23 protein-coding genes, 1 tRNA gene and 1 other annotated feature are annotated in these 23,935 nt (G+C 39.1%); of the genes, 7 read left to right on the top strand and 17 right to left on the bottom strand.

The genetic code is table 11. The features are described from left to right. A tRNA-Lys gene (locus tag N7931_RS16010) sits at positions 1 to 76 on the top strand. Positions 77 to 96: 20 nt separating this feature from the next. On the opposite strand, the gene N7931_RS16015 is transcribed toward N7931_RS16010, so the two are convergent. After that, the gene (locus N7931_RS16015; protein WP_262795361.1) at positions 97 to 711 is read right to left on the bottom strand and encodes a DUF952 domain-containing protein; all 615 of its coding nucleotides are present in this window, start codon (positions 709 to 711) and stop codon (positions 97 to 99) included. Between the two features lie 98 nt (positions 712 to 809). On the opposite strand from N7931_RS16015, the gene argJ reads away from it, so the two are divergent. Continuing rightward, on the top strand, positions 810 to 2,054 hold the full coding sequence (gene argJ, locus N7931_RS16020; protein ID WP_262795362.1) for a bifunctional glutamate N-acetyltransferase/amino-acid acetyltransferase ArgJ: 1,245 nt from the start codon (positions 810 to 812) through the stop codon (positions 2,052 to 2,054). Positions 2,055 to 2,133: 79 nt separating this feature from the next. On the opposite strand, the gene N7931_RS16025 is transcribed toward argJ, so the two are convergent. Continuing rightward, positions 2,134 to 2,970, bottom strand: a complete 837-nt coding sequence (locus N7931_RS16025; protein WP_262795363.1) for an HDOD domain-containing protein — start codon at positions 2,968 to 2,970, stop codon at positions 2,134 to 2,136. 184 nt (positions 2,971 to 3,154) lie between these two features. Between N7931_RS16025 and N7931_RS16030 the strand changes: the two genes are divergently transcribed. The 3 genes from N7931_RS16030 to N7931_RS16040 all read left to right on the top strand — a co-directional run bounded on the left by N7931_RS16030 (position 3,155) and on the right by N7931_RS16040 (position 6,947). Next, positions 3,155 to 4,264: an MltA domain-containing protein gene (locus tag N7931_RS16030; RefSeq protein WP_262795364.1), complete on the top strand. Its 1,110-nt coding sequence runs from the start codon at positions 3,155 to 3,157 to the stop codon at positions 4,262 to 4,264. A 153-nt stretch (positions 4,265 to 4,417) separates the two neighbouring features. Beyond that, positions 4,418 to 5,788, top strand: a complete 1,371-nt coding sequence (locus N7931_RS16035; RefSeq protein WP_262795365.1) for a DUF1800 family protein — start codon at positions 4,418 to 4,420, stop codon at positions 5,786 to 5,788. Between the two features lie 13 nt (positions 5,789 to 5,801). After that, complete coding sequence (locus N7931_RS16040) at positions 5,802 to 6,947, top strand: DUF1501 domain-containing protein (RefSeq protein WP_262795366.1); 1,146 nt, start codon at positions 5,802 to 5,804, stop codon at positions 6,945 to 6,947. A 216-nt stretch (positions 6,948 to 7,163) separates the two neighbouring features. On the opposite strand, the gene N7931_RS16045 is transcribed toward N7931_RS16040, so the two are convergent. The 12 genes from N7931_RS16045 to N7931_RS16100 all read right to left on the bottom strand — a co-directional run bounded on the left by N7931_RS16045 (position 7,164) and on the right by N7931_RS16100 (position 18,315). After that, the gene (locus N7931_RS16045; protein WP_262795367.1) at positions 7,164 to 7,823 is read right to left on the bottom strand and encodes a YceH family protein; all 660 of its coding nucleotides are present in this window, start codon (positions 7,821 to 7,823) and stop codon (positions 7,164 to 7,166) included. 23 nt (positions 7,824 to 7,846) lie between these two features. After that, on the bottom strand, positions 7,847 to 8,107 hold the full coding sequence (locus tag N7931_RS16050) for a DUF5062 family protein (protein WP_262795368.1): 261 nt from the start codon (positions 8,105 to 8,107) through the stop codon (positions 7,847 to 7,849). A gap of 321 nt (positions 8,108 to 8,428) precedes the next feature. Further along, positions 8,429 to 9,082: a DUF1456 family protein gene (locus N7931_RS16055; protein WP_316250588.1), complete on the bottom strand. Its 654-nt coding sequence runs from the start codon at positions 9,080 to 9,082 to the stop codon at positions 8,429 to 8,431. A gap of 146 nt (positions 9,083 to 9,228) precedes the next feature. Next, positions 9,229 to 9,852: a bifunctional phosphoribosyl-AMP cyclohydrolase/phosphoribosyl-ATP diphosphatase HisIE gene (hisIE, locus tag N7931_RS16060; protein WP_262795369.1), complete on the bottom strand. Its 624-nt coding sequence runs from the start codon at positions 9,850 to 9,852 to the stop codon at positions 9,229 to 9,231. Further along, positions 9,846 to 10,622, bottom strand: coding sequence for an imidazole glycerol phosphate synthase subunit HisF (hisF, locus tag N7931_RS16065; RefSeq protein ID WP_262795370.1), 777 nt, complete (start codon positions 10,620 to 10,622; stop codon positions 9,846 to 9,848). Before hisF ends, hisIE begins: the two co-directional genes overlap by 7 nt. Beyond that, positions 10,604 to 11,341, bottom strand: a complete 738-nt coding sequence (gene hisA / locus N7931_RS16070; protein WP_262795371.1) for a 1-(5-phosphoribosyl)-5-[(5-phosphoribosylamino)methylideneamino]imidazole-4-carboxamide isomerase — start codon at positions 11,339 to 11,341, stop codon at positions 10,604 to 10,606. The genes hisF and hisA overlap by 19 nt, the downstream gene beginning before the upstream one ends. Continuing rightward, the gene (gene hisH / locus N7931_RS16075) at positions 11,338 to 11,958 is read right to left on the bottom strand and encodes an imidazole glycerol phosphate synthase subunit HisH (RefSeq protein ID WP_262795372.1); all 621 of its coding nucleotides are present in this window, start codon (positions 11,956 to 11,958) and stop codon (positions 11,338 to 11,340) included. Before hisH ends, hisA begins: the two co-directional genes overlap by 4 nt. Further along, positions 11,958 to 13,028 carry a bifunctional histidinol-phosphatase/imidazoleglycerol-phosphate dehydratase HisB gene (hisB, locus tag N7931_RS16080; protein ID WP_262795373.1) on the bottom strand — a complete coding sequence of 357 codons (1,071 nt, stop codon included), beginning with the start codon at positions 13,026 to 13,028 and terminating at the stop codon, positions 11,958 to 11,960. Before hisB ends, hisH begins: the two co-directional genes overlap by 1 nt. Positions 13,029 to 13,058: 30 nt before the next feature. Next, the gene (hisC, locus tag N7931_RS16085) at positions 13,059 to 14,123 is read right to left on the bottom strand and encodes a histidinol-phosphate transaminase (RefSeq protein WP_410369358.1); all 1,065 of its coding nucleotides are present in this window, start codon (positions 14,121 to 14,123) and stop codon (positions 13,059 to 13,061) included. Next, a complete protein-coding gene (hisD, locus tag N7931_RS16090; protein ID WP_262795375.1) occupies positions 14,117 to 15,439 on the bottom strand; it encodes a histidinol dehydrogenase in 1,323 nt (440 codons plus the stop codon). Before hisD ends, hisC begins: the two co-directional genes overlap by 7 nt. 18 nt (positions 15,440 to 15,457) lie before the next feature. Then, the gene (locus N7931_RS16095; protein ID WP_262795376.1) at positions 15,458 to 16,642 is read right to left on the bottom strand and encodes a hypothetical protein; all 1,185 of its coding nucleotides are present in this window, start codon (positions 16,640 to 16,642) and stop codon (positions 15,458 to 15,460) included. Between the two features lie 238 nt (positions 16,643 to 16,880). After that, positions 16,881 to 16,994: a sequence feature (His leader region), on the bottom strand. 97 nt (positions 16,995 to 17,091) lie between these two features. Further along, positions 17,092 to 18,315, bottom strand: coding sequence for a multifunctional CCA addition/repair protein (locus N7931_RS16100; protein WP_262795377.1), 1,224 nt, complete (start codon positions 18,313 to 18,315; stop codon positions 17,092 to 17,094). 76 nt (positions 18,316 to 18,391) lie between these two features. Between N7931_RS16100 and N7931_RS16105 the strand changes: the two genes are divergently transcribed. Then, positions 18,392 to 19,984 carry an ExeA family protein gene (locus N7931_RS16105; RefSeq protein ID WP_262795378.1) on the top strand — a complete coding sequence of 531 codons (1,593 nt, stop codon included), beginning with the start codon at positions 18,392 to 18,394 and terminating at the stop codon, positions 19,982 to 19,984. A 13-nt stretch (positions 19,985 to 19,997) separates the two neighbouring features. Then, positions 19,998 to 21,008, top strand: coding sequence for a general secretion pathway protein GspB (locus N7931_RS16110; protein WP_262795379.1), 1,011 nt, complete (start codon positions 19,998 to 20,000; stop codon positions 21,006 to 21,008). A 126-nt stretch (positions 21,009 to 21,134) separates the two neighbouring features. Here N7931_RS16110 and N7931_RS16115 read toward each other — a convergent pair whose 3' ends face one another. The 3 genes from N7931_RS16115 to N7931_RS16125 form a co-directional block, all read right to left on the bottom strand. Beyond that, on the bottom strand, positions 21,135 to 21,980 hold the full coding sequence (locus tag N7931_RS16115; RefSeq protein ID WP_262795380.1) for a DUF3014 domain-containing protein: 846 nt from the start codon (positions 21,978 to 21,980) through the stop codon (positions 21,135 to 21,137). 165 nt (positions 21,981 to 22,145) lie between these two features. Beyond that, positions 22,146 to 22,874, bottom strand: a complete 729-nt coding sequence (locus tag N7931_RS16120; protein WP_262795381.1) for an esterase family protein — start codon at positions 22,872 to 22,874, stop codon at positions 22,146 to 22,148. 18 nt (positions 22,875 to 22,892) lie between these two features. After that, positions 22,893 to 23,798 (bottom strand): acetylxylan esterase, encoded by a 906-nt coding sequence (locus tag N7931_RS16125; RefSeq protein WP_262795382.1) that lies wholly within the window; start codon positions 23,796 to 23,798, stop codon positions 22,893 to 22,895. Between the last annotated feature and the right edge of the window lie 137 nt (positions 23,799 to 23,935).

The following is a 23,935-nucleotide window of genomic DNA, read 5'->3' on the forward strand; positions in this document are numbered from 1 at the left end:
GGGTCATTAGCTCAGCTGGTAGAGCAGTGGACTTTTAATCCATTTGTCGCAGGTTCGAATCCTGCATGACCCACCACTCTTTTTACTTGTCTTTTATTAAATCTTTATTTCAAACTCATTATTTTCATTTAGTTGAATGGGTATTTGTTTAATAATACTTTGCATATTAAGCGGACCATAAATATGCGGGTAAAGTCCACCTTTTGCTGGTTCCCATTTTAACTCACTACTTAGCTTAGTTTTATCCACGACTAAAATAACTGGATTGAGCCTGCTTTTATAAAACTTATTGGCAACCCGAGTTAATTGATTTTTAGGGCTGGCATGAATAAATCCTTCGATTTGTAAACTGTCTCTAACTAATTGGTTATTGTTAAGGCTTTGGGTCAACTCTTGTTGATCGGAAATCAAATAAATAAATGGATCATAAACGGGCTGTAATATTCGCTCAAACATTACATTGAGCTGGCTGCTTTCTTGCTGGTTATAAATATAATCCACTCTATAGCGGGCAGTTAGCTCAGCCCCGTTTTGGTTTTGTTCAATTATGCTTATTTCGGCAATTGCCTGATAATTTGCATTGAGTAGCCAAATGCTGGACTGGTTGGCCAAAGTTTGGTTGCGGTTAAGTTTAAATGCATAGCGCTGATTTACTTTAAGCTCAGGTATATCGTCCAGTATTAAAAATGTATTTGCGTTAATTGTTTGCATATCCACGTATTATTTTCAGTTTTAACAGATATTTATTTTGCATCTATTTAACGGGCTTTGTAAAATTTATTAATTGTATTTAATGATGTGAATAAAAAATGCCTGTTAATTTACCAGTTATTGATCCTAAAGCGCTTTTCCCTGTTGCCGGTGTTCGGTTAGGTTGGGCAGAAGCTCAAATCAAAAAGCAAAACCGTAAAGATTTATTAATTATAGAAATCGCACCTAACAGCAGTGTTTCTGGTGTATTTACCTTAAACCGCTTTTGTGCTGCTCCAGTGACACTATGCCGCCAGCATTTAAAATCAGGTAATGATATTCGTGCCTTGGTAATTAATACCGGCTGTGCCAATGCAGGCACCGGAGAGCAGGGTATGCAGGACGCTATTGCGACTTGCCAGGCTGTAGCTGAAGTTATGTCGATAGATGAAAATACAGTATTACCTTTTTCTACCGGGGTTATTTTAGAGCATTTACCTATGCAAAGACTGGTCGCTGGTTTGCCAAAAGCTTATGCCAATTTAGCAGCGGATAATTGGGCTGATGCGGCAACTGCCATTATGACTACAGATGTTGCGCCTAAAGCGTTTTCCCGTCAAATTGAGCTACAAGGTAACTTGGTTAATGTAACCGGGATATCTAAAGGCGCAGGTATGATCCATCCTAATATGGCAACTATGCTTGGCTACTTGGCAACGGATGCAGCAATCAGCCAGCCATTATTAGATGAGATGACCAAAGAGATTGCCGATTTATCTTTTAACTGTATTTCAGTTGATGGTGATACTTCAACCAACGATTCATTTATTATTATCGCAACCGGTCAAAGCGGCGCTGAGTTGATTAATGATAAGCAAGATCCTGCGTACCAAACCATCTTTCAAACATTAGTAGAAGCGGCTCAAACTTTGGCTCAAGCAATTGTGCGGGATGGTGAAGGCGCAACTAAATTTATGACTGTGACGATTAAAGGTGCTAAAAGCGTGCAAGAGGCCAAAACAGTTGGTTTTTCAATTGGTAAAAGTCCTTTAGTAAAAACTGCTTTTTTTGCATCTGATCCTAACTTAGGCCGTATTTTAGCTGCCATTGGTTATGCTTCACGCGAATGTTCAAGTTTAGATGACTTAGATACTACTAGCATTGATTTATATTTAGGGGATGTTTTAGTGGCTGAGCATGGTGGTCGTGCTGCAAGTTATGAAGAAGCGATGGGGCAGGCGGTAATGAATCAGGAAGAAATTCAGGTGACTGTAGATATGCATCGCGGCGATGCTGATGCAACTATCTGGACTTGTGATTTCAGCTATGATTATGTTCGGATTAATGCAGATTATAGAACTTAGAATATAAGTTTAGTTATGCTAAGCGAATACGCTAATTTCAGTTTTGTGCTCAAATTAGCGTAGATTTTAAATTAAACAATTAATAAATAGAAGCATCAGCCGGATTAACTAAAGCAAACAAACTAAATGCACCTAAATTAGCCCAGTCGATAGCGTCCTCTAGTTTCGCTTCTGTTAGTGAAAATTTCTGGATTAAATAATCATCTAATAAAGAGTCGATTGAATACATTTCAGGGTGAACACTAATTAGCGCCAAATTAGATGCTAAATGTAGTAGTTGTGCTTCTTCATTATCATCTGGTGTATGTTGCATTTGAATTGTATCAATCATTTTCTCTGGAAATTTCCAATTCTCAAACAGAGCAGCACCAAGTTCGGCATAAGTAAAACCTAACTCGATTAGTTGTTTGTTTTTAGGGAGTAGTTCTGCGCTGTAGGCTTCACATTTTTGGGCTTTAACAGGGGTAACCTGACAAACTATCAACTCACCGATATTATGAAGTAAACCTAATGTAAATAAGCGCTCCGAGTCAAATGATTTTTTATCACCTGCTAAACGTTTTAAAATAAGAGCAGTGTTAATACTAACTCGCCAGTGTCTATCTAAGTCTATTGCTTGTGTATTAAGTTTCTTTAAAGCTTCTGTCGCGGCTGAAATAAGTACCAGACTATAAATTGCTTTCATGCCTAAAGCTGTAATTGCTTTAGCTAATGTATCTATGCTAAAAGAAAAGTTATACAAAGCACTATTAGCCAATTTTAATACATGGCTTGTAAGAAGTGGGTCACAGGCTAATACATCTGCAAAATCATCTATGCTTGAAGTTTCATCCTGTAATAACTCTTGAATGCGGACACAAGTATCAGGTAACCCACATACTTCATCAGCTTGTTCAATATAATCTGAGATATTCATTATTAAGCTCATTATGTTTAAATTTAACGTTATTATAACGTTAACTGAGTGGAGTTTTTAGTTAAAAATTGAATTTTTAAGCTTTTTAACCGGTTATTTAATAGTTTAAAATAACCAAACTGTGCCGGATTAAGCTATATGATTAGCTAAAATTTAGGTTAAATAACAATTAATTGAGATGAATATGTATTTAAAATGGTTTATTTTGGGCTGGTCGCTAACCAGTTTAGCTTCATTTAATAGTTTAGCAAATGATCAATTAAGTGGAAAAATGAGCAGTTTTAAAGGCTCTGAGTTATGTACAGTTGCCAACAATACATTAACTTATCTCAATCGGGGAAATGAGTTTGATCCACAGGCGATTCATGGCGGAAAATTAAATACCCACACATTTCAAGTAGAACAAGTTAAAGCGACGCTTGAATTTATTTGCCAAACTTACCGTGAAGATGTGAGAGCAGGTCGACCAAGCCGATTGCACGATACTCAATTTATTAATGAGCATTTTGAGCTGGTTAAGTGGCAGCCAGATTTAGCATTAGCGCATAAAATTGCTGAAAAAACGAAAAATCCGAATAAGCGCAATTTATTAGCACGTATTCCGCAGGATAAAATTTTATTAACCAAATATTATACTAAATTAGTTGATGCTCAATTTGAGCCATCGGCGGATTATAATCAGGCAATTTATCAATTACCGTACGACGAACAAGATTTAACCCCAGAACAAGCTGAGCAAAAAAAAGCTCAGCTTACTCGGTTTAAACTAACCCGCCAGCAAATTATGCAGGGCGCGCTAGATAAAGATAAACTGGCAAAACCTTTGTTGTGGTTAACGCCTGCCGGACTACACGACGTTATGCTGCAAGGCACTGCGGTGGTAAAACATAATGATAAAACTGAATATTATAATGTGCACCGTAACAATGGTATTGCATACGATTATGCGCTCGATAAAGACCAACAAAGCCGTTATTGGTACTTTAAAAAAGTGCCCGGCATTTTAGGTTATGGCAAAGAGCCGGAAGATAAAATTCAGATCATTCCTCAGGTGACAGTCGCCGGTAATGTTAAACAACTTGGGTTAGGTAAATTAATTTTATTGTCTTATCCAAATCAGCAAGGTGAGCTAATCAACCGCTTGGTTATTTTGGCCGATCAAGGCGGCGCATTTGATAATAATAACTTTCAGTTAGATTTATTAACCGACAGCTATTATGGCTGGCGTGATTATCACGCGGCCAATAAACATTTACCGGATTTTGTTAATGCGACAGTCTTACTTAAAAAATAACAGGTATAAAACGGAGCAGATTAAACTTAGTACCACTGCTCAGTTTCATTCAATAAAGTGTCAATTATGTAAATAATACGTAATTTAATTTCTGCTTAATACAAAAGCTTTTTATACTCCAAATCAGTAAATTAAAACAGGGTGGTTTGGGGTATGTACAATACAGAAATTGCGCTTAACCGATTTGGGTATGGCGCTTTACAAAATCAGCTTAATACACTGCAATCTGATCCTAAAAAATGGCTGCTCAATCAGCTAAAGCCAATGCAATTTACCCAAGTAGAATGGACATCAATACAAGCAATTCATACGTTAGCTGAGTTTCAGTTAGCCAAAGAAGCCGATAAGAAAAATGCGGCAAGCCAAGCTGACAATAATGCAATGCAAGCTGGAGAACTAAGCTCAGATAAAATTCGCAAAAAAATTAATCAGGCAGCCAAACAAACCACATTAGCCAGTTTACAGCAAATAATTACCCAGCCAGAATCTTTTCAATCACGCTTATTGGATTTTTTCTCCAACCATTTTAGTGTCAGCGCAAATAATATTATTACCAAAGCGCTCGCGCCTACATTAGAGCGCGAAGCGATTGCGCCCAATTTAGTAGGACAATTCAGCGACTTATTATTAGCTGTGATCATGCATCCGGCGATGCTGGTGTATTTAAATAATGAAAAATCAATAGGGCCAGATTCTAAAGTCGGGAAAAAGCGCTCGGAAAAAGGCTTAAACGAAAATTTAGCGCGTGAAATTTTAGAGTTACATACCCTGGGCGTTAACGCTGGTTACAGCCAGCAAGATGTACGTGAGTTGGCAATGGCCATTACTGGCTGGACAGTCACGCACCCATATAAAGATAAGACCGAACATATCGGATTTATTTATAAAGATCAGCATCATCAACCCGGTGCGCGGTTCATTTTAGGTAAAAGCTATCCGCAAGTTAAGTTAGAGCAGGGCAAACAGATTTTAATCGACTTGGCAGAGCATCCGGCTACAGCAAAACATATTAGCTTTAAACTGGCGCGACATTTTATTGCTGATGAACCTGATCCTGCTTTAGTTTCAGCAATGAGCCAAAGCTGGATTCAATCAAAAGGCAATTTAGCTTTCGTATTAACTGCAATGATAGAACATCCGGCGAGTTGGCAACCCAAATTACAAAAACTGAAAACGCCGCGTGATTTTGTGATTTCAGCCTGTCGTGCTTGTAACCAAACCGGAACCCAAAAACCAGATAGTTTTGAAACCTTAAAAATACTGGGTCAAATGCCGTTTAGTGCAGGCTCACCCGCCGGATTTGGTGATACCGCAGCATTTTGGAATGGTTCTGAGGCGTTGTTGGCAAAAATAGAGTGGGCTGACAGATTTAGCCGCCTACTCAAAAACGAGTCTTTAGAATTGATTAAACAAACACTAGGCCGACAATTATCCGCAAACAGTGAAAAACTAATCAATCAGGCCGAAAGTAAACAGCAGGCAATTGCCTTATTTTTAATGAGTCCTGAGTTTCAATTAAGGTAACGGGGCAATACAAATGAAAAGACGCAACTTTTTAAAAACAGGCTGTGCCGCTTGGGTTTTGAGCCAACAACCTTATGCTTTAGCCAAAGTGCTTGAGCCTGTTAATGCACCAAACCATAAAAAGTTAGTTTGGGTGGTATTGCGTGGCGCTATGGATTCATTACATGCGGTTGTGCCTGTGTTTGATCCTTATTTAAATCAGCATAGAGCCAGCTTAGTTACACCCATAGCGGAAAATTTATTACCACTTGAGCGTGGATTTGGTTTGCATCCAGCCTTAAAATATTTGCATAACTGGTATCAGCAAAAACAAATGATGCCAGTGGTTGCAGTGGCTTCCGGTTATCGGCAACGTTCTCATTTTGATGCTCAGGATTATTTAGAAAGTGGCTTACCACAAATCGATCAAGATAATGGCTGGCTTGGCCGGGCGATGCAGCAAAAAAACCAGCAAGGCATTGCTATTGCGCGTTCAGTGCCAGTTTCTATGCGCGGAAATCAACTATCTAATACTTGGTTTCCATCTAATTTACCGGATGCAGAAGAAGATTTATATCGCGCTTTAATGCAAATGTATCAGCCTTATCCCGAATTTGCAGAGCGGCTTAACCAAGGTATGATGACTCGCGGCAGTGTTGAAATGGATAAAGCAAAAACCCGAAATCCTAAATTTGAGCTATTAGCTAAAAACTGCGGTGAGCTATTAGCTCACTCAGTAAATACCAGTTGCGCGATGTTAGAAATGGGCGGCTGGGATACTCATAACGGCCAAATTTGGCGTTTGGATAAGCAGTTTAGCCAGTTAGATGCCGGTTTGAATCAGCTAAAGTTAGCGCTGGCTGAAAAGTGGCGAGATACTATTGTTATAGTCGCAACTGAGTTTGGCCGAACGGTTAAAGTAAACGGCACAGACGGTACCGATCACGGTACGGCAAGTGCTTTATTTTTAGCGGGCGGTGCACTTAATGGCGGAAAAGTGTTAGGCGATTGGCCGGGCTTAGCTCCAGAAAATCTGTACCAAAACCGCGATTTAAAACCAACGTCTGCAATTAATAGCTGGCTAGCAACGGTTTTACACCAACATTGGCAATTAAATACACAACAAGTTCGGGCTGTTTTTCCCGATGCAACCATCCGTTCAGAGCAATTACTTTTGTAATTATAATTTCACTAGAAAAGGTAGTATACGTTAGCGTCTTTTTTACTTTTTCGTTAGTGTATCAGTCAAAAAACGCGTATTGGTAATATTTGATATGCTCTCGTACGAAAAAAAATTGGCTTAATATAGCTACATTATTAAAAGCCAAGTTTACTCCCTAAAATTAGAGAAGTGTCAATCAAGACTTAGCGCAGACGATAAACCGCGCTAATTTAATTATTCTATGCCAAGAGATTGTTTGATTGAGGCAATTTCTGCTTTTAGCTGGCTAACTTCTTCTGTTAAATCTGCCACTTGTTGTGCTAACTCAGAGTTGTCGGCAGATGAAGCAGAGTAAGCTAAAGACTCTTTATGCTCGGCCAAATTCACTTCACCGCTAAATAAATGGGCAAAGCGGGATTCGCGTTTACCCGGCTCACGGGCGAGTTTAACCACAAACGGACCATTTTGATCCGCGGCTAGCTGGTTTAAACAGGATTCAACTTGGGCAACATCGGTAAAATTAGCTAGCCGGTTTGTGCGGGTTCTTAATTCACCCGGCGTTTGCGGACCGCGTAAAAATAAAACACACAAGATAGCCGCTTGTTGCTGATTAAATTGATAAGCTGAAAATTCACTACCATAAAAACGGTGACGATATTTTGCGACTCGTCCGCCACTACTCGCATCACTTAATAGCCTGAGTTGGACTAATTCATCAACAATATTTTGAACCTGACTTTCGCTAAACTCAACCACAGGTTCACGGTTTGATTTTTGATTACAAGCAGTGGTGATTGCATTTAATGAAAGCGGGTATTGATCCGGTGTGGTGACTTCTTTTTCTAAAAATATCCCTAAAACACGGGTTTGTTCAAAGCTTAATTTGGTTTTCATCTTTATTCTTTTTATCCTAATAATTATTTTAACAGCGGGTGATCGGCCGGTAATTTATTAGCAATCCACATCGCAAGTCTGTGTTTCATACCCGGTTGATCTTCTTTGTCCTGAGGTAAGGGCGCAATTAATTTATCTTGTACCAACAGGCGATAAATACATTCTATTTTTTGTTTAGCTGAGTCAGTGGCTGAAAATGCGTGGTAGCCACGGTTTTGGGCGTAGGATTCACCAATTTGTAGTGCTTTTTTAAGTAAAGCAGATTCGTTCTTGAGTTTTTTCATAAGCTGTCCACCTTTGATTTAGCTTAGAGCTAAAACAATTTAAATTGCGTGTATCAGAGCCATCACAGACAGTTCAATTCAAGACGCATCATCGCACGAATGTAAGCACCTTTGTAGATGATGCAACACAGAAGTGAGCTGTCTGTGAGGCTCCTAAAAGGCTGGGCTAAAAGCCATTTACTCTGCGTTAAGTTAACTTGACGTAGGGTAACTATGCCTACGTTAACTTGCCTTGCTTAAATGGCTTTTATCACCAGCTGATTATCGCTATTTATATTGCTTTAGCTCTTCCTTTACCTTAACCGAACCTGCCTGTTTTGGCTATTTGAAATTTTTCATTGAAAGCGAACGTTTTTGTTTTTCCGGTGTTTTTTTCGGTTTATCGGCTTTTTGTATTTTGCTTACTTTAATGCTATTGGCATAGTCACCATAAACAATTGGGGTCACCGGTTTTTTAGGTTTGTCGGTTTTGCTTTTTTGAGCGGCTGCACCAGATGGTTCTTTTGACATAGGTTTACCGCTGTACTTTAATTGCATGCCGGTTAAAAAGCGGCGCATAAATTGATCCTGACACTCACGGTAATGGTGGTGACTGGCGCGGCGGAATAACGCGGTAATTTCGTTTTCGCTGACTTTAAATTCGGCTAGTTTAAGCAGGGCGACTATATCTTCTGTTTTTAAATTAAGGGCGATTTTTAATTTTTTCAGAATAATATTGTTGTTTAAATGATCTTCGGCTTTAACCGGCTCTGCATCTTCTCTTTTACCACGCTTTTCATTAATAAAGCCGTTTAAAAAATGAGAAAATTCACGATCGCTACACCGAACATATTCGCTGTCATCTTCTTTTTTAAGCCATTGTTTGATTAATTCTGGTTTAACAACAAAACCGGTTGAGGCAATGATCTCAGCCATTTTTTTATCGTTATAGTTAAAAGTAAAGCGAATGCGACGAAGGATGTCGTTATTGGTCATGCAAATTTCCGTTAAAGAGGTGATAAATACAGGCTCTATTTTAGCAGCTTTTCTGGTGAATAGTGCCGATATTAGTTATTGGCGTTGAAAATAAAAAAGCCAATCAAAAGATTGGCTTTTTTATTATGCAAATGGATTAATAAAACTTATTTAGCGTGACGCTCTTTTAGCTTTTCAATCACATCATTTAATTCTAAGTCCATTGACTGTAATAACACAGTTAAGTGATATAACAAATCTGCGGATTCACAAATTAATTCTGCTTTATCGCCTGAGGTTGCAGCAAGGGCAACTTCAACACCTTCTTCACCCACTTTTTGTGAGATGCGTTTGACCCCTTTGGCATATAAGCTGGCGGTGTAGCTCGAGTTAGCATCAGCACCTTTACGGCTGGCGATTACATCTTGTAAATCAGATAAAAAGCTTAAATTAGGCTGTGCTTGTTGATCCCAGCAGGTTTCTGTACCTAAATGACAAGTTGGACCAGCTGGTTTAGCTAAAGCAATTAAGCTGTCTTTGTCGCAATCGGTTGAAAGCTCAACCAGAGTTAAGGTATTGCCAGACTCTTCACCTTTAGTCCATAAGCGGTTTTTACTGCGGCTATAAAAAGTGACATGGCCGGTTGCAAAGGTTTTTTCAAGTGCGGCGATATCTGCATAACCTTGCATTAATACTTTGCCTGAAAATTCATGCTGAACAATTAAAGGTAGCAGACCATTATCGGCTTTATCCCAAGCCAGTTCGTTAATATTTGTTTGGGTAATTAACACGGTCTAATCTCCACTTTGTTATTGATAAGGACGTTTTTCAATTCTTCCATTTGAATGATCGATTTATGAAATACGCTAGCTGCAAGTGCGCCGTCAACATCCGCTTGTTGAAATACATCAATAAAATGCTCGATTGCACCAGCACCGCCAGATGCGATTAATGGTACTTTACAAGCTGCACGAGCCAGTTTTAACTGCTCTATGTCGTAACCTTGACGTACACCATCTTGGTTCATACAGTTGAGTACAATCTCACCTGCGCCCATTTGCTGCACTTTTTTAATCCAGTCAAAGGTTGTCCAGTTGGTTTTTTGGGTGCGTTTTTCATCGCCAGTAAATTGATACACTTCGTATCGTTGGGTTTCTTTATTAAAAAAAGAATCGATTCCAACTACAACACATTGCTGACCAAAACGACGGTTTAACTCAGTAATTAGCTCGGGGTTAGCTAAAGCAGGGGAGTTGATTGAAATTTTATCTGCACCCATTTCTAAAATAATACGTGCATCTTCAATGGTTTTTATCCCGCCAGCCACACAAAACGGAATATCAATTTTTTCCGCTATTCGTGAAACCCAGCTTTTATCAACAACACGGCTATCGCTTGAGGCAGTAATATCATAAAAAACTAACTCATCAGCGCCCATTTCTGAGTATTTTTCAGCAAGTGGTACAATATCACCTATGATTTCGTGATTACGAAATTTTACGCCTTTAACCACTTTGCCATCTTTTACGTCAAGACAAGGAATTATGCGTCTTGCCAGCATTGAATTGCCTCCTCAATGGTAAATTTACCTTCCAATAAAGAGCGACCTAAAATCACGCCACTAACATCAGTTGGTTTAAGTGCAGCAATATCATTTAAGTTACCAATGCCGCCAGATGCCTGCCATTCAATATGCGGGAATTGTTTGACTACTTCTGAATATAAATCAACATTTGAGCCAGCTAAGGTGCCGTCTTTGCTGATGTCGGTGCATAATACATGGCGTACACCAACAGAGGCATAATCTTCTAAAATGGCTTCTAGGGTGACACCTGAATTTTCTTGCCAACCATGGGTCGCAACAAATTTATTGCCGTTTTCGTCAATGTTAATATCTAGCGCCAATACAATATGCTGAGGACCATAAGTATCAATCCAGCTTTTAACTAGCTCTGGTTGTTTAACTGCAAGTGAGCCAATCACAATACGCTCAACACCAACGGCTAAAAGCTGCTCTACATCTTGTTTGCGACGAATGCCACCACCAGCTTGAAAACGCATTAAACCAGTGTCTACCATAGATTTGATTAAATCTAATTGGCGTTTGCTGGTATCTTTGGCACCGGTTAAATCAACAATGTGTAACCATTTAGCGCCACCTTTAGCGTATTTAGTTAATACATCAATTGGGTCAAACTGGTATTCTGTTTTTTGGGCATAGTCGCCCTGATACAAACGGACAACTTTACCGTCGATTAAATCAATTGCAGGGATGATCATGCTTTCATCTCCAAAAAGTTTTGAATGACTCGCGCGCCTGATTTACCAGAACGCTCAGGGTGGAATTGTACCCCCATAAAATTGCCATTACATAGTGATGCGGAAAAAGCTTGGCCATAGTCACATTGCGCCAATGTGTAGTTAGATGGGGCAACACATAAACTATGAACAAAATAAAAATAATCATCCTTGGTGATACCATCAAATAATGGGTGATCACTAATCACGGATAAGGTATTCCAGCCCATGTGAGGTAGGCGCAAGTTTTCTGCTTGAATCGGATTAACTGTACCGGGAATTAAACCCAAACAGTCAACATTTCCTTCAGCAGAAAACTCAGTCATTAATTGCATGCCTAAACATATACCTAAAACAGGTTGTTTAAGTTCGCGCACAATTTGCGGAATACCTTTGTCGTTAATAATTTCCATTGCAGCACCGGCTGCACCAACACCCGGTAAAAAGACTTTATCAGCTGATTGAATAACATCTGCTTTGTCACTCACCTCAACTGCATAGCCAAGGCGTTCAATCCCAAATTTTAGTGAGGATAAATTTGCACAACTTGTGTCAATAATAACCACTTTACCCGCATTAGGGGTTGTACCTAATGACATTAGAGAACTCCTTTACTGCTTGGCAGTTCACTACCTTCAATTCGAATAGCCTGACGCAGCGCACGGCCAAATACTTTAAATAAGCTTTCAACTTTATGATGATCATTGTCACCATTCGTTGATAGATGCAGCGTAATTAACATGCTGTCAGCCAGCGAGCGGAAAAAGTGTGGAACCATTTCTGTTGCCAGTTCACCTACTTTTTCAGTGGTGAAATTGGCTTCTACTTTTGAAAAAGGGCGGCCCGAAATATCCATCACACATTGAGCTAAACACTCATCCATTGGCAAACTAAAGCCAAACCGGCCAATGCCGCGCTTGTTGCCTAATGCTTGTTTTAATGCCAAACCCAGTGCTAAAGCGGTATCTTCAACTGAATGGTGATCATCAATATGCAAATCACCATTAACATGAATGTTCATGTAAAAACCGCCGTGAGTGGAAATTTGATCCAGCATGTGGTCAAAAAAGCCAACACCGGTGTGAATATCTGCTTTTGCTTGCTTGTCTAAATTAACTTCAACCGTAATTTGTGTTTCGCTGGTATTGCGTTCAATTTTGGCAATACGTGGTCTAGTTGTTAGTTTTTCAACAATAAAATCCCAGTCGATGCCGTCTTTACCGAACTGAAAACCCGGTAAACCCATATTCGCGGCTAATTGCATATCGGTATCCCGATCGCCAATAACATAAGAGTTTTCAAAGTTTACTTTGCCTTGCTGAAGGTACTCTGCAACTAAACCCAGTTTAGGTTTACGGCAACTGCATTCATCTGTTGGAAAATGTGGACAAATCAGCACATCATCAAAGGTAACCCCTTGAGATGCAAAAATATCCATCATTTTATTATGTGCCAAATCAAAGTCCGCTTGCGGAAAGCTATCTGTACCCAAACCATCTTGATTAGTTACCATAACTAATTTGTAACCGGCTGCTTTTAATTTTAGCATTGCAGTCATTACATTCGGTTCAAATTCAAGCTTTTCTAGCGTATCTAACTGATAATCTACCGGTGGCTCTTTAACTAAAGTACCATCTCTGTCAATAAATAAAATATCTGCTCTTGCCATTGTTTTACCCACAATATTCTGTACTAACAATTAAGCTTTAAAAGCTTGCATAACAGACAATAAAGCGTCTGTTTCTTCTTTGCTGCCAACTGAAATACGTAAACTATTGTCCAGCATCACTTGGCTTGAGTAATCTCGGATTAAAATGCCTTCTTCGATAAGTTTATCAAAAATGGCTTTTTTAGCGTGTGTTCTGAACATAATAAAATTAGAGGCACTTGGCAGCACTTCGTAAATATAATCGAGTTCAGTTAACGCTTGTGCAATTCGAGCCTTTTGCTCATTAATCTGTTCAAGTTGTGTTTGCATCCGGCTAATGCCTTGGGCTGATAACGCCTGTGATGCAATTTGAGCAACCGGCCAGCTAATTGGGTAAGGTGGAATCACTTTACTCATAGCTTCAATAATATTTTGATTGGCTAATGTAAAACCGCAACGAATACCAGCTAATGCAAATGCTTTTGACAGCGTGCGCATAATAGCAAGGTTAGGGTAGTCGTTAATCCAGCTTGCTACTGTGCTTTCTGGGGAAAATTCAATATAAGCTTCGTCAATTGCTACGATAGCTTTATCTTTAAACATGTCCAGAACGGCTTTTATTTGCTGGTGCGAAATCAGGCTGCCGGTTGGGTTATTTGGTGTACAGATAAAAACCAGTTTTACATCTGCTTTATTATTTTCCATTTCAGCTAAATTAAGCGAAAAATCCGGATTTAACGGTACTTTTTTGGTATTGATATTACAGGTTTCAGCACTGATTGCGTACATGCCATAAGTTGGCGGACAAATCATAATTGATTCATTATCTTCGCAAAATGTACGGATTAATAACTCAATCGCTTCGTCAGCCCCGCGGCTTGCTAATACTTGTTTATTAGTTACTCCGGCATAATCAGCGTAAGCATTAATTAATCCGGCTGGTTGAAAATCCGGATAACGATTTAACACAGAGCAGTCGAGTTGGTATTCATTGGCAAAAGGCGACTCGTTAGCATTTAACCAAATGCTGCCACCAGACATGCTGCGGCGAGCCGATGCATAAGGAACTAAGCCTTTAATATTTTGACGCGTTAATTGCTCGGCCAAACTCATGATGTTGCTCCATCTTTAGACTGTGATAAATATTGCAGACGAACAGCGACTGCATTTTTGTGCGCATCTAAGCTTTCTGCTGCGGCTAAGTGCATTATCGCCGGACCAATATTTTGAATACCCTGCGCGGTTAATTCCTGCACTGTATAACGCTTGGTAAAATCAGCTAAACTTAAACTGCTGTAAGTTTTGGTATAACCGTAAGTCGGTAACACGTGATTCGTGCCGCTGGCATAATCACCGGCTGATTCTGGAGAAAATGCACCTAAAAATACTGAGCCTGCGTTTTCAAGCTGAGGTAATAAAGCTCGTGCGTCTTGGGTTTGTACAATTAAATGCTCAGGCGCATATTGATTGCTCACCGCAATAGATTGCGCTATCGAGTCTGTAATAATAATTCGGCTATGAGAAAGCGCACCTTGTGCAATTTCTTGTCGTGGTAATAATGCAACCTGACGATTAACTTCTGCTTCACAAGCTTGTGCTTGCTCTGGCGAGTTAGTCACTAAAATCACTTGAGAGTCTTTACCGTGTTCGGCCTGTGATAATAAATCTGCTGCAACAAACTCAGGGTTTGCGTATTCATCCGCAATCACTAAAACTTCAGATGGTCCAGCTGGCATATCTATGCTTGCCCCTTTGTGATCTTGGCTAACTTGTTGTTTAGCTTCTGTCACAAAACTATTACCCGGACCAAAAATTTTTAAAACCTTTTTAATGCTCTGCGTACCATAAGCTAACGCTGCAATCGCTTGCGCACCACCCACCATATACAGTTCATCAATTTGACAGATTTTGGCTGCGTAGCGAATTTCTGCTTTGATTTTGCCATCTTTACCCGGAGGTGTTGTTAAAACCAAACGTTTACAACCAGCAATCCGAGCAGGCGTTGCCAGCATTAATACGGTTGATGGTAACGGGGCTGTTCCGCCCGGGATATATAAACCAACCGATTCAATAGGCTGGGTATGTAATTCACAAATTACCCCTGGGCTGGTTTCTACTTTTACAACGGGTGCCACTTGAGCCTGATGAAAGCTCTCTATTTGAGCTTTTGCTAACTGAATAGCGTGTTTAATCTCATCACCCAGCTCATCTTCTGATGCATCAATTTCAGCTTGCGAAACCCGTAAGTTAGTTAGTTTTAAACCATCAAACTTTTCAGTTAAAGCATGAATTGCCTCATCGCCTTGAGTTTTTACCTGATGAATAATATCGCTGACCAAAGCTGAAAGTTTTGCACTGTCGCCTAATGCGGGGCGCTCTAAAATAGCTGATTGCTGAGTTGAATCTAATAAATTCCAGTCAAGCGTTTGCATGTTTCACCTCTAAATAAATCAAAGCCGGCCGTTTAAAACGTCGGTGTAAATCTCTTGCAACTGGTTCAGTGAGCTTTCGACAAACTGAAATGCATCATCGCGTTTATAACTATCAGACGGTGTCCAATAACGGGTTTTTAAACTATATGGTCTAAGCCCGCGAATGGCATCTTGTTGACTACAAAATATATCGGTAATAGCCGGTTTATTAATCCAGTTATCGCCTAAGTTTTCTTGTAGGGCGTGATACCAAAATGCAAATTGTTCCAGTCTTTGGGTTTCAAAATAACCAACCGGATTAAGCATATCCAATAGCTGAATTAAACCTTCATCACTTTTTTTATTGTATTTGTAATAATCAACAACATATAAACTTTCAGATAAAAACAGTGGCGCGCCTAATAACACTAAATTTTTGCGTCTTAAAGTTGAGCCAGTTTGTACTATCTCTAATCCGACATCGCCGGTATTGCTGTCGTTTACTGCATCTTCAACATCGTGCACTGGCTCAATGTTGAGTTTTGGGTAAGTTTTATGCACTTTTTCAGCATAACGGCCTTTTACAAATACTTTATTTTTATGATGTTCTAAGTGTTGTAAATAATCTTTTGGATAACTGCTGTTTATGCCGTCTGGTTTTTGTTTGGCAATTAAGAAAAAACCAACCATATCTTGTACCGGACGACCAATAACATCGTTAAATCGGGTTAACATGGCAGAACCGGCAACCCGTACTTTTTGTTCTTTTTTCAGGTTGTAGTTATACATGCCCCATTTGGTTGCTGAAGCATTTAACGAGTTATGAGTAACCGCTAATAATTCATCTAAACCTGCCACGGCAATATCGGCTTCGCCTAAACCTACTAAAGATGAACAGTTATGCGGCTCGTCGCCTTCTACCCGAACATTTAAACCCTGAACATTTACATCTGCACCTAAAAAACCAACACGATACGGACGTTCTTCACGTTTGCGATCAATAAATAATCCTAAATGATTGGCAACCGGGCTATCTTTTAATTCTGCTAAATATTGGCTGGCAATGGCATAGTCTTGGTGTTTTCGTTTTTTGCCTGCTTTTACCGCCTTGATCAGCGCATCCGGCGCAGCTAAACCACTGGCTTTTGTGCTGAGTGTATCAATAAAATTTTCAAATGTTCGGCCACTTCGCGGAATGGCCATAACAGCGTCGTATATTGACATCTGTTGCTACCTTTATTTGTTTAACTGTTTATGTAATTTTGTATGTCAGCTTGCAAGCCACAGGTTATTGCGATCTACAATAAACGGATAAGGCTGCAATTATACCTATCAACTCTAAAATTGCAGCTTTATTGATTGGCTTTTACCTATTTAGCTGTATTTTATGTGTTTATGGTCGATTTTTAACCTTTAAACACGTTTTTAAAGCGTTAAAATACCCGTCATAAAAAATTTGGGTATAAAAAAACCCCCGAAAGTTACCTTCCGAGGGTTTAATATAAGACAAACTCTGGAAGGCGATAATACTCAGCCTTCCATATATACCGAAGGCTATACGGAAAAATGATGATGGTGCAGGTTAATTTGAGCCTTGGTAAATGTCATAAAATAATCTCTCTTTGCAATTTTTTGCGTGAACAGGGTTAAACTAACTCATTCGTGTAATAAAATCAATTGTTTTGCAGGTAATTATTAATTAACTCAACCCTTTTTTCAAACATAGCTTGGCGGATTTCAGGTCCTTTAAAACCGGCTTCTACAAAGGGTTTTGCCGTTACGTTCAGCGCAAGCTGGTAAATCTGTTTAACTTTATTCAGTTGAGGGTAGGGCTTATCATTAAAATGAAGCCTGCCTTGAAAATCTGCCTGACAAGTTAATAAAAAATCGTCTAGTCGCTCGGGTTTGCGCCAAACATCCATTTTATCGAGTAGATTAACTAAAGCACTGGCATCAAGTTGATCAATTTTATGAATTCGGCTGTGAAAAGCACTAACGACTAAAGCTAACTCTTTGTAATGGTTAGGCACTTTTAATCTTTTACAGACGCTTTCAATGATCGGTACGCCCATCTCGCCGTGACCATGATGTGAAGGCCATTTTTCTGGAGGGGTTTTGGTTTTGCCAAAATCGTGACAAAGCGCAGCAAAACGAATGGTGAGTTTATCACTGAGTTGAGCTGATTTTTTGACCACCATTAAAGTATGTACACCCGAATCAATTTCTGGATGCCAGAGCTTTGGATTAGGAATTCCCCATAAAGCTTCAAGCTCAGGCAAAAAGGTATTTAATGCACCGGTATCTTTTAAAACTTGAAAATAAACTTGTGGATTATCTGTCGCCAGTGCTTTTTCGGTTTCAAGCCAGATCCGCTCTGGCGTTAAATGGTTTAACTCACCGCTTTGGCTTATTTGGCGCATTAGCTCAAGTGTTTCACTTGCAATGCTAAAACCTAAATGATGAAAGCGGGCAGCAAAACGTGCAACTCTAAATACTCTTAACGGATCTTCAATAAAAGCTGGAGATACATGGCGTAAAATCCGGTGGTTTAAATCGGTTTGTCCATTATAAGGGTCAATCAATTCACCGGTTTCGGTTTGGGCAATTGCATTAATGGTTAAATCACGGCGGAGTAAATCATCTTCTAAACTAACCGTTTGATCTGCCTGACAAATAAAACCCGTATAACCATTGCCTTGTTTTTTTTCGGTTCTGGCAAGAGCGTATTCTTGTTTGGTTTTCGGGTGTAAAAAAACCGGAAAGTCCTGTCCAACCTGTACAAAACCAGCCTCTAGCATTTGTTTAACTGAGCTGCCAACTACAACCCAGTCTTTGTCTTTTACCGGTATTTGTAACAATTGATCACGCACAGCGCCACCAACTAAATACACCTTCATTTGATTGCCTCTTGGAATTTTTGTCGTTCCGGCCTACTATTGTGCCACTTTGTGATTAACAAGCCCAATCAATATTATGTATCAAGCTTATTTTGGTTTAAAGGATATTCCATTTTCTATTGCGCCGAATCCGGATTATTTATATATGAGTGAACGCCATAAAGAGGCGCTGGCGCATTTAAGTTTTGGCCTGCATGAAACCGGTGGTTTTGTATTATTAACCGGCGAAGTTGGCACAGGTAAAACCACAGTTTCACGTTGTTTGTTAGAAAAAATACCTGAGCAAACTAAAGTCGCGTTTATTTTAAATCCAACTTTAACCGAACATGAGTTGTTAGCCACAGTTTGTGATGAATTTGCCATTGAATACGATAAAAATAACAGCAGTATTAAAGATTTAACCGATGCGATTAAACAATATTTATTGGCTAATCATCAAGCTGGGCAAAATGCATTATTAATTATAGATGAAGCGCAACATTTAAGAGCCGAAGTATTAGAGCAACTCAGGCTATTAACGAATTTAGAAACCAATACCAAAAAGTTATTACAGGTTATTTTAATTGGTCAGCCGGAATTACAGGCTTTATTAAAACGACAAGAACTTCGCCAACTCGCACAACGAATTACCGCACGTTATCATTTATTGCCTTTAACGCTTGAGCAAGTGGCTGCTTATGTTAATCATAGATTGCAGGTTGCAGGCTGCCAAAAAGCATTATTTACTAAAAATGCAGTAAAACGCATTCACCAGATAAGCGGTGGGATCCCGCGAGTGATTAATTTGTTGTGTGACCGAGCTTTAATGGGTGCTTATGTTAAGCATCAGGACAAAGTGGATGTAAAAATTGTAGAGCAAGCTGCGGCAGAAGCTTTGGATTATGAAATTAAAACGGGCAATAAATTATCTGCTAATAAGCTTTGGTATGCAGCAATTGCGGCTGGCGTTATATTGGTGGTTGCTGGTACCAGTTATTTATTGACTGGCGATAGCGCTGAATCTAATCAGGCGAAAGCTGAGCTTAAACCGGTTGAAACAACGGCTCAAATTAATCCAGCAGAAGTTAAAACAATTACGTTTAAGCCCAATGCTAATGATGCCAATTTAACACAGGGGTTTAGTCAATTAGCACAAATATGGCAACTACCCGAGCAGCAGGACTGGTTGAATCCTTGTGTTGATTTAGCTGAATATGATTTAGCCTGTTATCAGTTTAGTGGCAGTTTTACTCAATTAACGAATTTAGACATTCCAGCCTTACTTGAGTTATATCAGGATAATGGCAAGGTATTTTATGGCGTATTAACTGCCGGACCGGATGATTATAAAATCCAATTTAATCAACAATCGATTGAACTAAATTCGCAGTGGATGAACCAACACTGGCGGGGAAAAGCGTTAGTTATTTGGCAGCCACCGGCTGATTTTAGTGGAAAAATAGATGAAAACAGCGATTTGGCACAACTCCAGTGGCTTGATAATCAATTGTCTGTGTTATTGGCGAAACCGCGTAAAAAAGTAGGTCAGTTTGATCAGCAATTACAAGCCAAGCTTAATCAATTTCAAAATCAATATAAATTAGCTTTAACACCTTTTGCGGATACAGAAACAGTGTTGCTTATTCAGCAACTTACATTGGCTGCAACGCCTAATTTGCATCAAGGTTAAATGAGGATATTCGATGTCATTTTTAATGGATGCATTGCAAAAACAAGATCAAAATCAGCAAGAGCCTACGGAAAACCAAGGATTTGCGCAAGATTCTGCGGATGAAATTCGCCGTCAAAAAATTAAATTTGTTTCTATTATTGTTATCGCTTTAATCATTACTTTTACTGGTGGATTTTATTTAGCCAAACTAATGTTTGCTAATTCAACCACATCTAATCCAATACAATTAGAGCAACAAGCTGTTTTAGCAACGAGCGGCCAAGCGCTAAATGACATTAAAAGCGAAGCTAAAAATGAAGGAAAAAATGAAGGAAAAAGTGGCGTTAAAACGACTCAGCTACAATCTCAAAGACAGACACAATCACAACATAATACGGATACTCAATTCCAAAGCCAGACAGAACAACAGGAAACCGAATTTAATCAGCCAACAGGCATGACACTATCTTCATTAACTGTACCTGAGTTTAAACAGGCACTTAAAAATAATACAGCGCAAGCTCAAATAAACGCTGAATCAGTAGCGCAGCAAAGGCAAACTCAGCTTGGCGCAAGCGCTCAAATATCAGAGCGAACAACTGTAACTGGATTTAATCAAGCCGGACAAAATGAACCGAAAAATGAGCAAGCTGAAACCGAATTTAATACGATTCAGTCATCTAAATTAGCAAGCGAAGCTGAAAATGAAGCGGTTTCAGCTGATTTATTAGCCCGTTTTAACGCCGCAGTTGAAGAAACAATGGCATTACCTCAAACTGAACTAAATCAGCAAAATGACTCCGAAGTGCCAAGATTAACCACATTAAATTCGGCATTTCAGATGCAAATTCCACCGCTTGATTTTCAAACTCATATTTATTCGAGTGATGCTAAACAAGGCTGGGTTAAAGTTAATAATAAAGTGGTTAGAGAAGGGCAGAGTATTACAGCCGGTTTAGTGCTTAAACAAATAACGCCGCAAGATGTGATTTTAACTTATCAGGGTAAAACTTTTTCTTTACCGGCACTGTCAAGTTGGTAAAAAATTACCTAATAAATACTCGCTTAATAAATTTAAAAGCTAAACAAAAAACAGCAGCTTCAAGCTGCTGTTTTTTTATTCAAATAGCCATTAACTATTAATTAGTTAATGGCTATTTGAGTGAGGTTATTTCACTAATTGTTTACGCACTTTTTCTAAAGCTGCTTGGACTTTTAGCTGATTTTTTGGCCCCATTCGGATTAATAATTTTTGAATTGGTTTTAATGATTCTAATTCAGGATCTGCAAATTTATACATAGCAGAAGGTGCAACTAACCGAATTTCGTTTTCAACTAAAGGGGTTGCCAAAGCAAGATCAATGGCTTCGATCATACTTTGTTCAAATTTACCGTCCTGATAACCAATTTCAGCATAAGCCTGATTAATTAAAGGTCTGAATTTTTTAAAGTAATCAATTAGGGTATCTGCATTGAGCATAGTAAACATACTGACATAAGCGTCATATCGTTTATACGATTGCGGATCTAAAATATACTCGTTATTGTCGGCCGGAATTACTTTAAAGTCAGATTTTGGTTTGTTAACTGGGCTATGTTGCTGAGCCAATGAACCTTGCGCTGCGTTATCAACAAATACTACAAATTTACGAATTAAATCATCATCAACAAATAGCGATTCTATTTGAGGTTGCTGGTAAGCCTGCTCGATATCCGTTTTAACTAAATCGTCACTTTGATTTAAAGCGGGTAATTCGGGCTTAGCTGGTTTTTGCGGCTCGGTAATTTGAGGCATCTCTGCCTGTTCTGTTAACTCGGTTTGTGTTTCTTCTGGTAGTTTTGGTTCTTCAACTGGCTCTGGTTCAATCACCTGAGGTGGTGTAGTAACAGGCATAGGTTGAGGAGTGGGTTCTTCGTTATCTGAGCTTAAAAAATAAATGGCGCCAATACCCAGAATAACCGCGGCAGCGACTCCGGTATAAAGCCCGATTTTACTACTATTTTGTTCTGCCATAAAAAACCTCTGCTAAATTTAGCTTGATTCAATAAGAGTGAACTAATTTATATAAAGTTCAATTAAATTTCAAATACTTAACTAACTGATAAAATGTGCTGAACAATCAATCTGAATGTTTTGAGTTTAGTGGGTTACTGAAAATTTTCCATTTTGGGTGCCACTTTAAAGATAAAGAGGTGCCATTCTACGCCAATAATAACCTCTGTGTGCGCGCTCACGCCAAACATAGAGTTTATGCTCGATTTGTTTATTACGTAAAATATCGCTTAAATGTCGATTATTTTCGTAAAACGGATCTTGCTCACCAATGACTAACGTAATCTCCATTTGCCTAAGTTGGCTGAGTTGAAATGTGCAGTTTAGGTTAGGTAAAAAGTGAGTTGGGGTATTGAAATAGACTTCGTCATTATAAAACCCGTCAAATAAATCTCTAAAGTATTCAATGTTTAAGGTTAAATCAAAGCGGCCACTAAAAGCGACTAACCGTTGAAATTGCTGAGGATGTCGAAATGCAATATTAGCTGCATGAAATGCGCCTAAACTACAGCCATGAGCTACTAACATTGGGTGCGGGTTTTTACGGTGAATAAATGGAATAACCTCGTTAATTATGTATCTTTCATATTGTAGATAGCGCTCTAACCGGCCGGAAGGATGGGCCCAAAAACAATAAAATGATTCGCTGTCTATTCCGTCTACACAAAAAAGTTGTAATTCACCTTGTTCAATTTTTGCTGAAATTTTTTGGGGAATACGTAAGTTTTCATATTCATAAAAACGACCACCACGGGTTGGAAAGACTAATACTTTTTGACCACTATGGCCGAGTATTATCATCTCCATTTCGCGTTTTAATTCGCTACTCCATTGTTTGTAATATTCTCGATTCATTCCCTTTAACCATAAACGCTATAACGAATAAAAAAATTGATTAAGTTGGTTGAGTAAGGTTTTTTCCTGCACTTTTTGCGCTGGATATTGGCTATGTCCGGCTTCTAAAATAAATAAACGTTTTTCACTTTCAAGCGCGTTATAAATCGCAAATTGTCCTGGCGGTGCAACCACAGGATCAAATAAAGCTGCGGCGATATGCACGGGTATTTTTATAAATTTGGCGGCTATTGCAGCATCATAATATGACAAAGTCGTTAAAATATTCGGATGCTTTTTGGCATATTCCTGCACAGCTTTAGCACTGCCAGTGGTTGGCAGTTGCATTCTAATTAAGTTGTGTCCAAAACTTGGCACATTAAAATGCGCTCTTTGAATACGATTATCACAGCTTAGCGCTAGTGCGCCTATGCCGCCTGAAAAACTAATGCCTAAATAACCAATATGGCCATTTAGCTCTGGATACAGTCTCAGTAAACTACTAACGGCAAGCCAAGTGTCTTCAACACAACCCGCTAAAATATAGTTTTTAGGTTTATCAATATCATGCAATACATGATAAGCCGGGTTCGATGAAAATTGGTGAGTGGCACTTTTAGATATTCCCCGACAGCATAAATATAAATAAGCACTGTTTTCAAACGGTAAATGGGTGTCGGCAAATTCACGTCCTCCATAGCCATGTCCAACCACAAAACCACGTTCAACCCGGCCAGATTCAGGTAAACTAAGCCAACCTCGGATGGTAATTGCATTGGTAGATTGGTAGCTAATCTCAAAAATTCGTTGGCGGTTTTGCGTTAATCCGGTATCGGTTAATACAGGTTTAGGCGCATGACTTAATGCTTGCTGATATTTTTGCTGCCAAAATGGCAAAAAATCAGTTGGCGCGGCTGGCGCTTGAATATTTAGTAACTGTGTCAAACTAAGGCCATAACTAGGATCAAAGTCATACTTAGAATGGTCAATCGAGTTAAACACGTGATTTCTCTTTGATTTTAATCAGATAGTGCAACTATACTCTGGCTACAAGGCGTTTTGCAAAATCAAATTTAGCTAAG

This window comes from Catenovulum sp. 2E275 (genome assembly GCF_025515275.1).
GTDB lineage: Bacteria > Pseudomonadota > Gammaproteobacteria > Enterobacterales > Alteromonadaceae > Catenovulum.

Coding starts and splice junctions, on each gene's coding strand:
- N7931_RS16015 (WP_262795361.1), bottom strand. CDS start 711: ATGCAAACAATTAACGCAAATACATTTTTAATACTGGACGATATACCT.
- argJ (WP_262795362.1), top strand. CDS start 810: ATGCCTGTTAATTTACCAGTTATTGATCCTAAAGCGCTTTTCCCTGTT.
- N7931_RS16025 (WP_262795363.1), bottom strand. CDS start 2,970: ATGAATATCTCAGATTATATTGAACAAGCTGATGAAGTATGTGGGTTA.
- N7931_RS16030 (WP_262795364.1), top strand. CDS start 3,155: ATGTATTTAAAATGGTTTATTTTGGGCTGGTCGCTAACCAGTTTAGCT.
- N7931_RS16035 (WP_262795365.1), top strand. CDS start 4,418: ATGTACAATACAGAAATTGCGCTTAACCGATTTGGGTATGGCGCTTTA.
- N7931_RS16040 (WP_262795366.1), top strand. CDS start 5,802: ATGAAAAGACGCAACTTTTTAAAAACAGGCTGTGCCGCTTGGGTTTTG.
- N7931_RS16045 (WP_262795367.1), bottom strand. CDS start 7,823: ATGAAAACCAAATTAAGCTTTGAACAAACCCGTGTTTTAGGGATATTT.
- N7931_RS16050 (WP_262795368.1), bottom strand. CDS start 8,107: ATGAAAAAACTCAAGAACGAATCTGCTTTACTTAAAAAAGCACTACAA.
- N7931_RS16055 (WP_316250588.1), bottom strand. CDS start 9,082: ATGACCAATAACGACATCCTTCGTCGCATTCGCTTTACTTTTAACTAT.
- hisF (WP_262795370.1), bottom strand. CDS start 10,622: ATGCTGGCAAGACGCATAATTCCTTGTCTTGACGTAAAAGATGGCAAA.
- hisA (WP_262795371.1), bottom strand. CDS start 11,341: ATGATCATCCCTGCAATTGATTTAATCGACGGTAAAGTTGTCCGTTTG.
- hisH (WP_262795372.1), bottom strand. CDS start 11,958: ATGTCATTAGGTACAACCCCTAATGCGGGTAAAGTGGTTATTATTGAC.
- hisB (WP_262795373.1), bottom strand. CDS start 13,028: ATGGCAAGAGCAGATATTTTATTTATTGACAGAGATGGTACTTTAGTT.
- hisD (WP_262795375.1), bottom strand. CDS start 15,439: ATGCAAACGCTTGACTGGAATTTATTAGATTCAACTCAGCAATCAGCT.
- N7931_RS16095 (WP_262795376.1), bottom strand. CDS start 16,642: ATGTCAATATACGACGCTGTTATGGCCATTCCGCGAAGTGGCCGAACA.
- N7931_RS16100 (WP_262795377.1), bottom strand. CDS start 18,315: ATGAAGGTGTATTTAGTTGGTGGCGCTGTGCGTGATCAATTGTTACAA.
- N7931_RS16105 (WP_262795378.1), top strand. CDS start 18,392: ATGTATCAAGCTTATTTTGGTTTAAAGGATATTCCATTTTCTATTGCG.
- N7931_RS16110 (WP_262795379.1), top strand. CDS start 19,998: ATGTCATTTTTAATGGATGCATTGCAAAAACAAGATCAAAATCAGCAA.
- N7931_RS16115 (WP_262795380.1), bottom strand. CDS start 21,980: ATGGCAGAACAAAATAGTAGTAAAATCGGGCTTTATACCGGAGTCGCT.
- N7931_RS16120 (WP_262795381.1), bottom strand. CDS start 22,874: ATGAATCGAGAATATTACAAACAATGGAGTAGCGAATTAAAACGCGAA.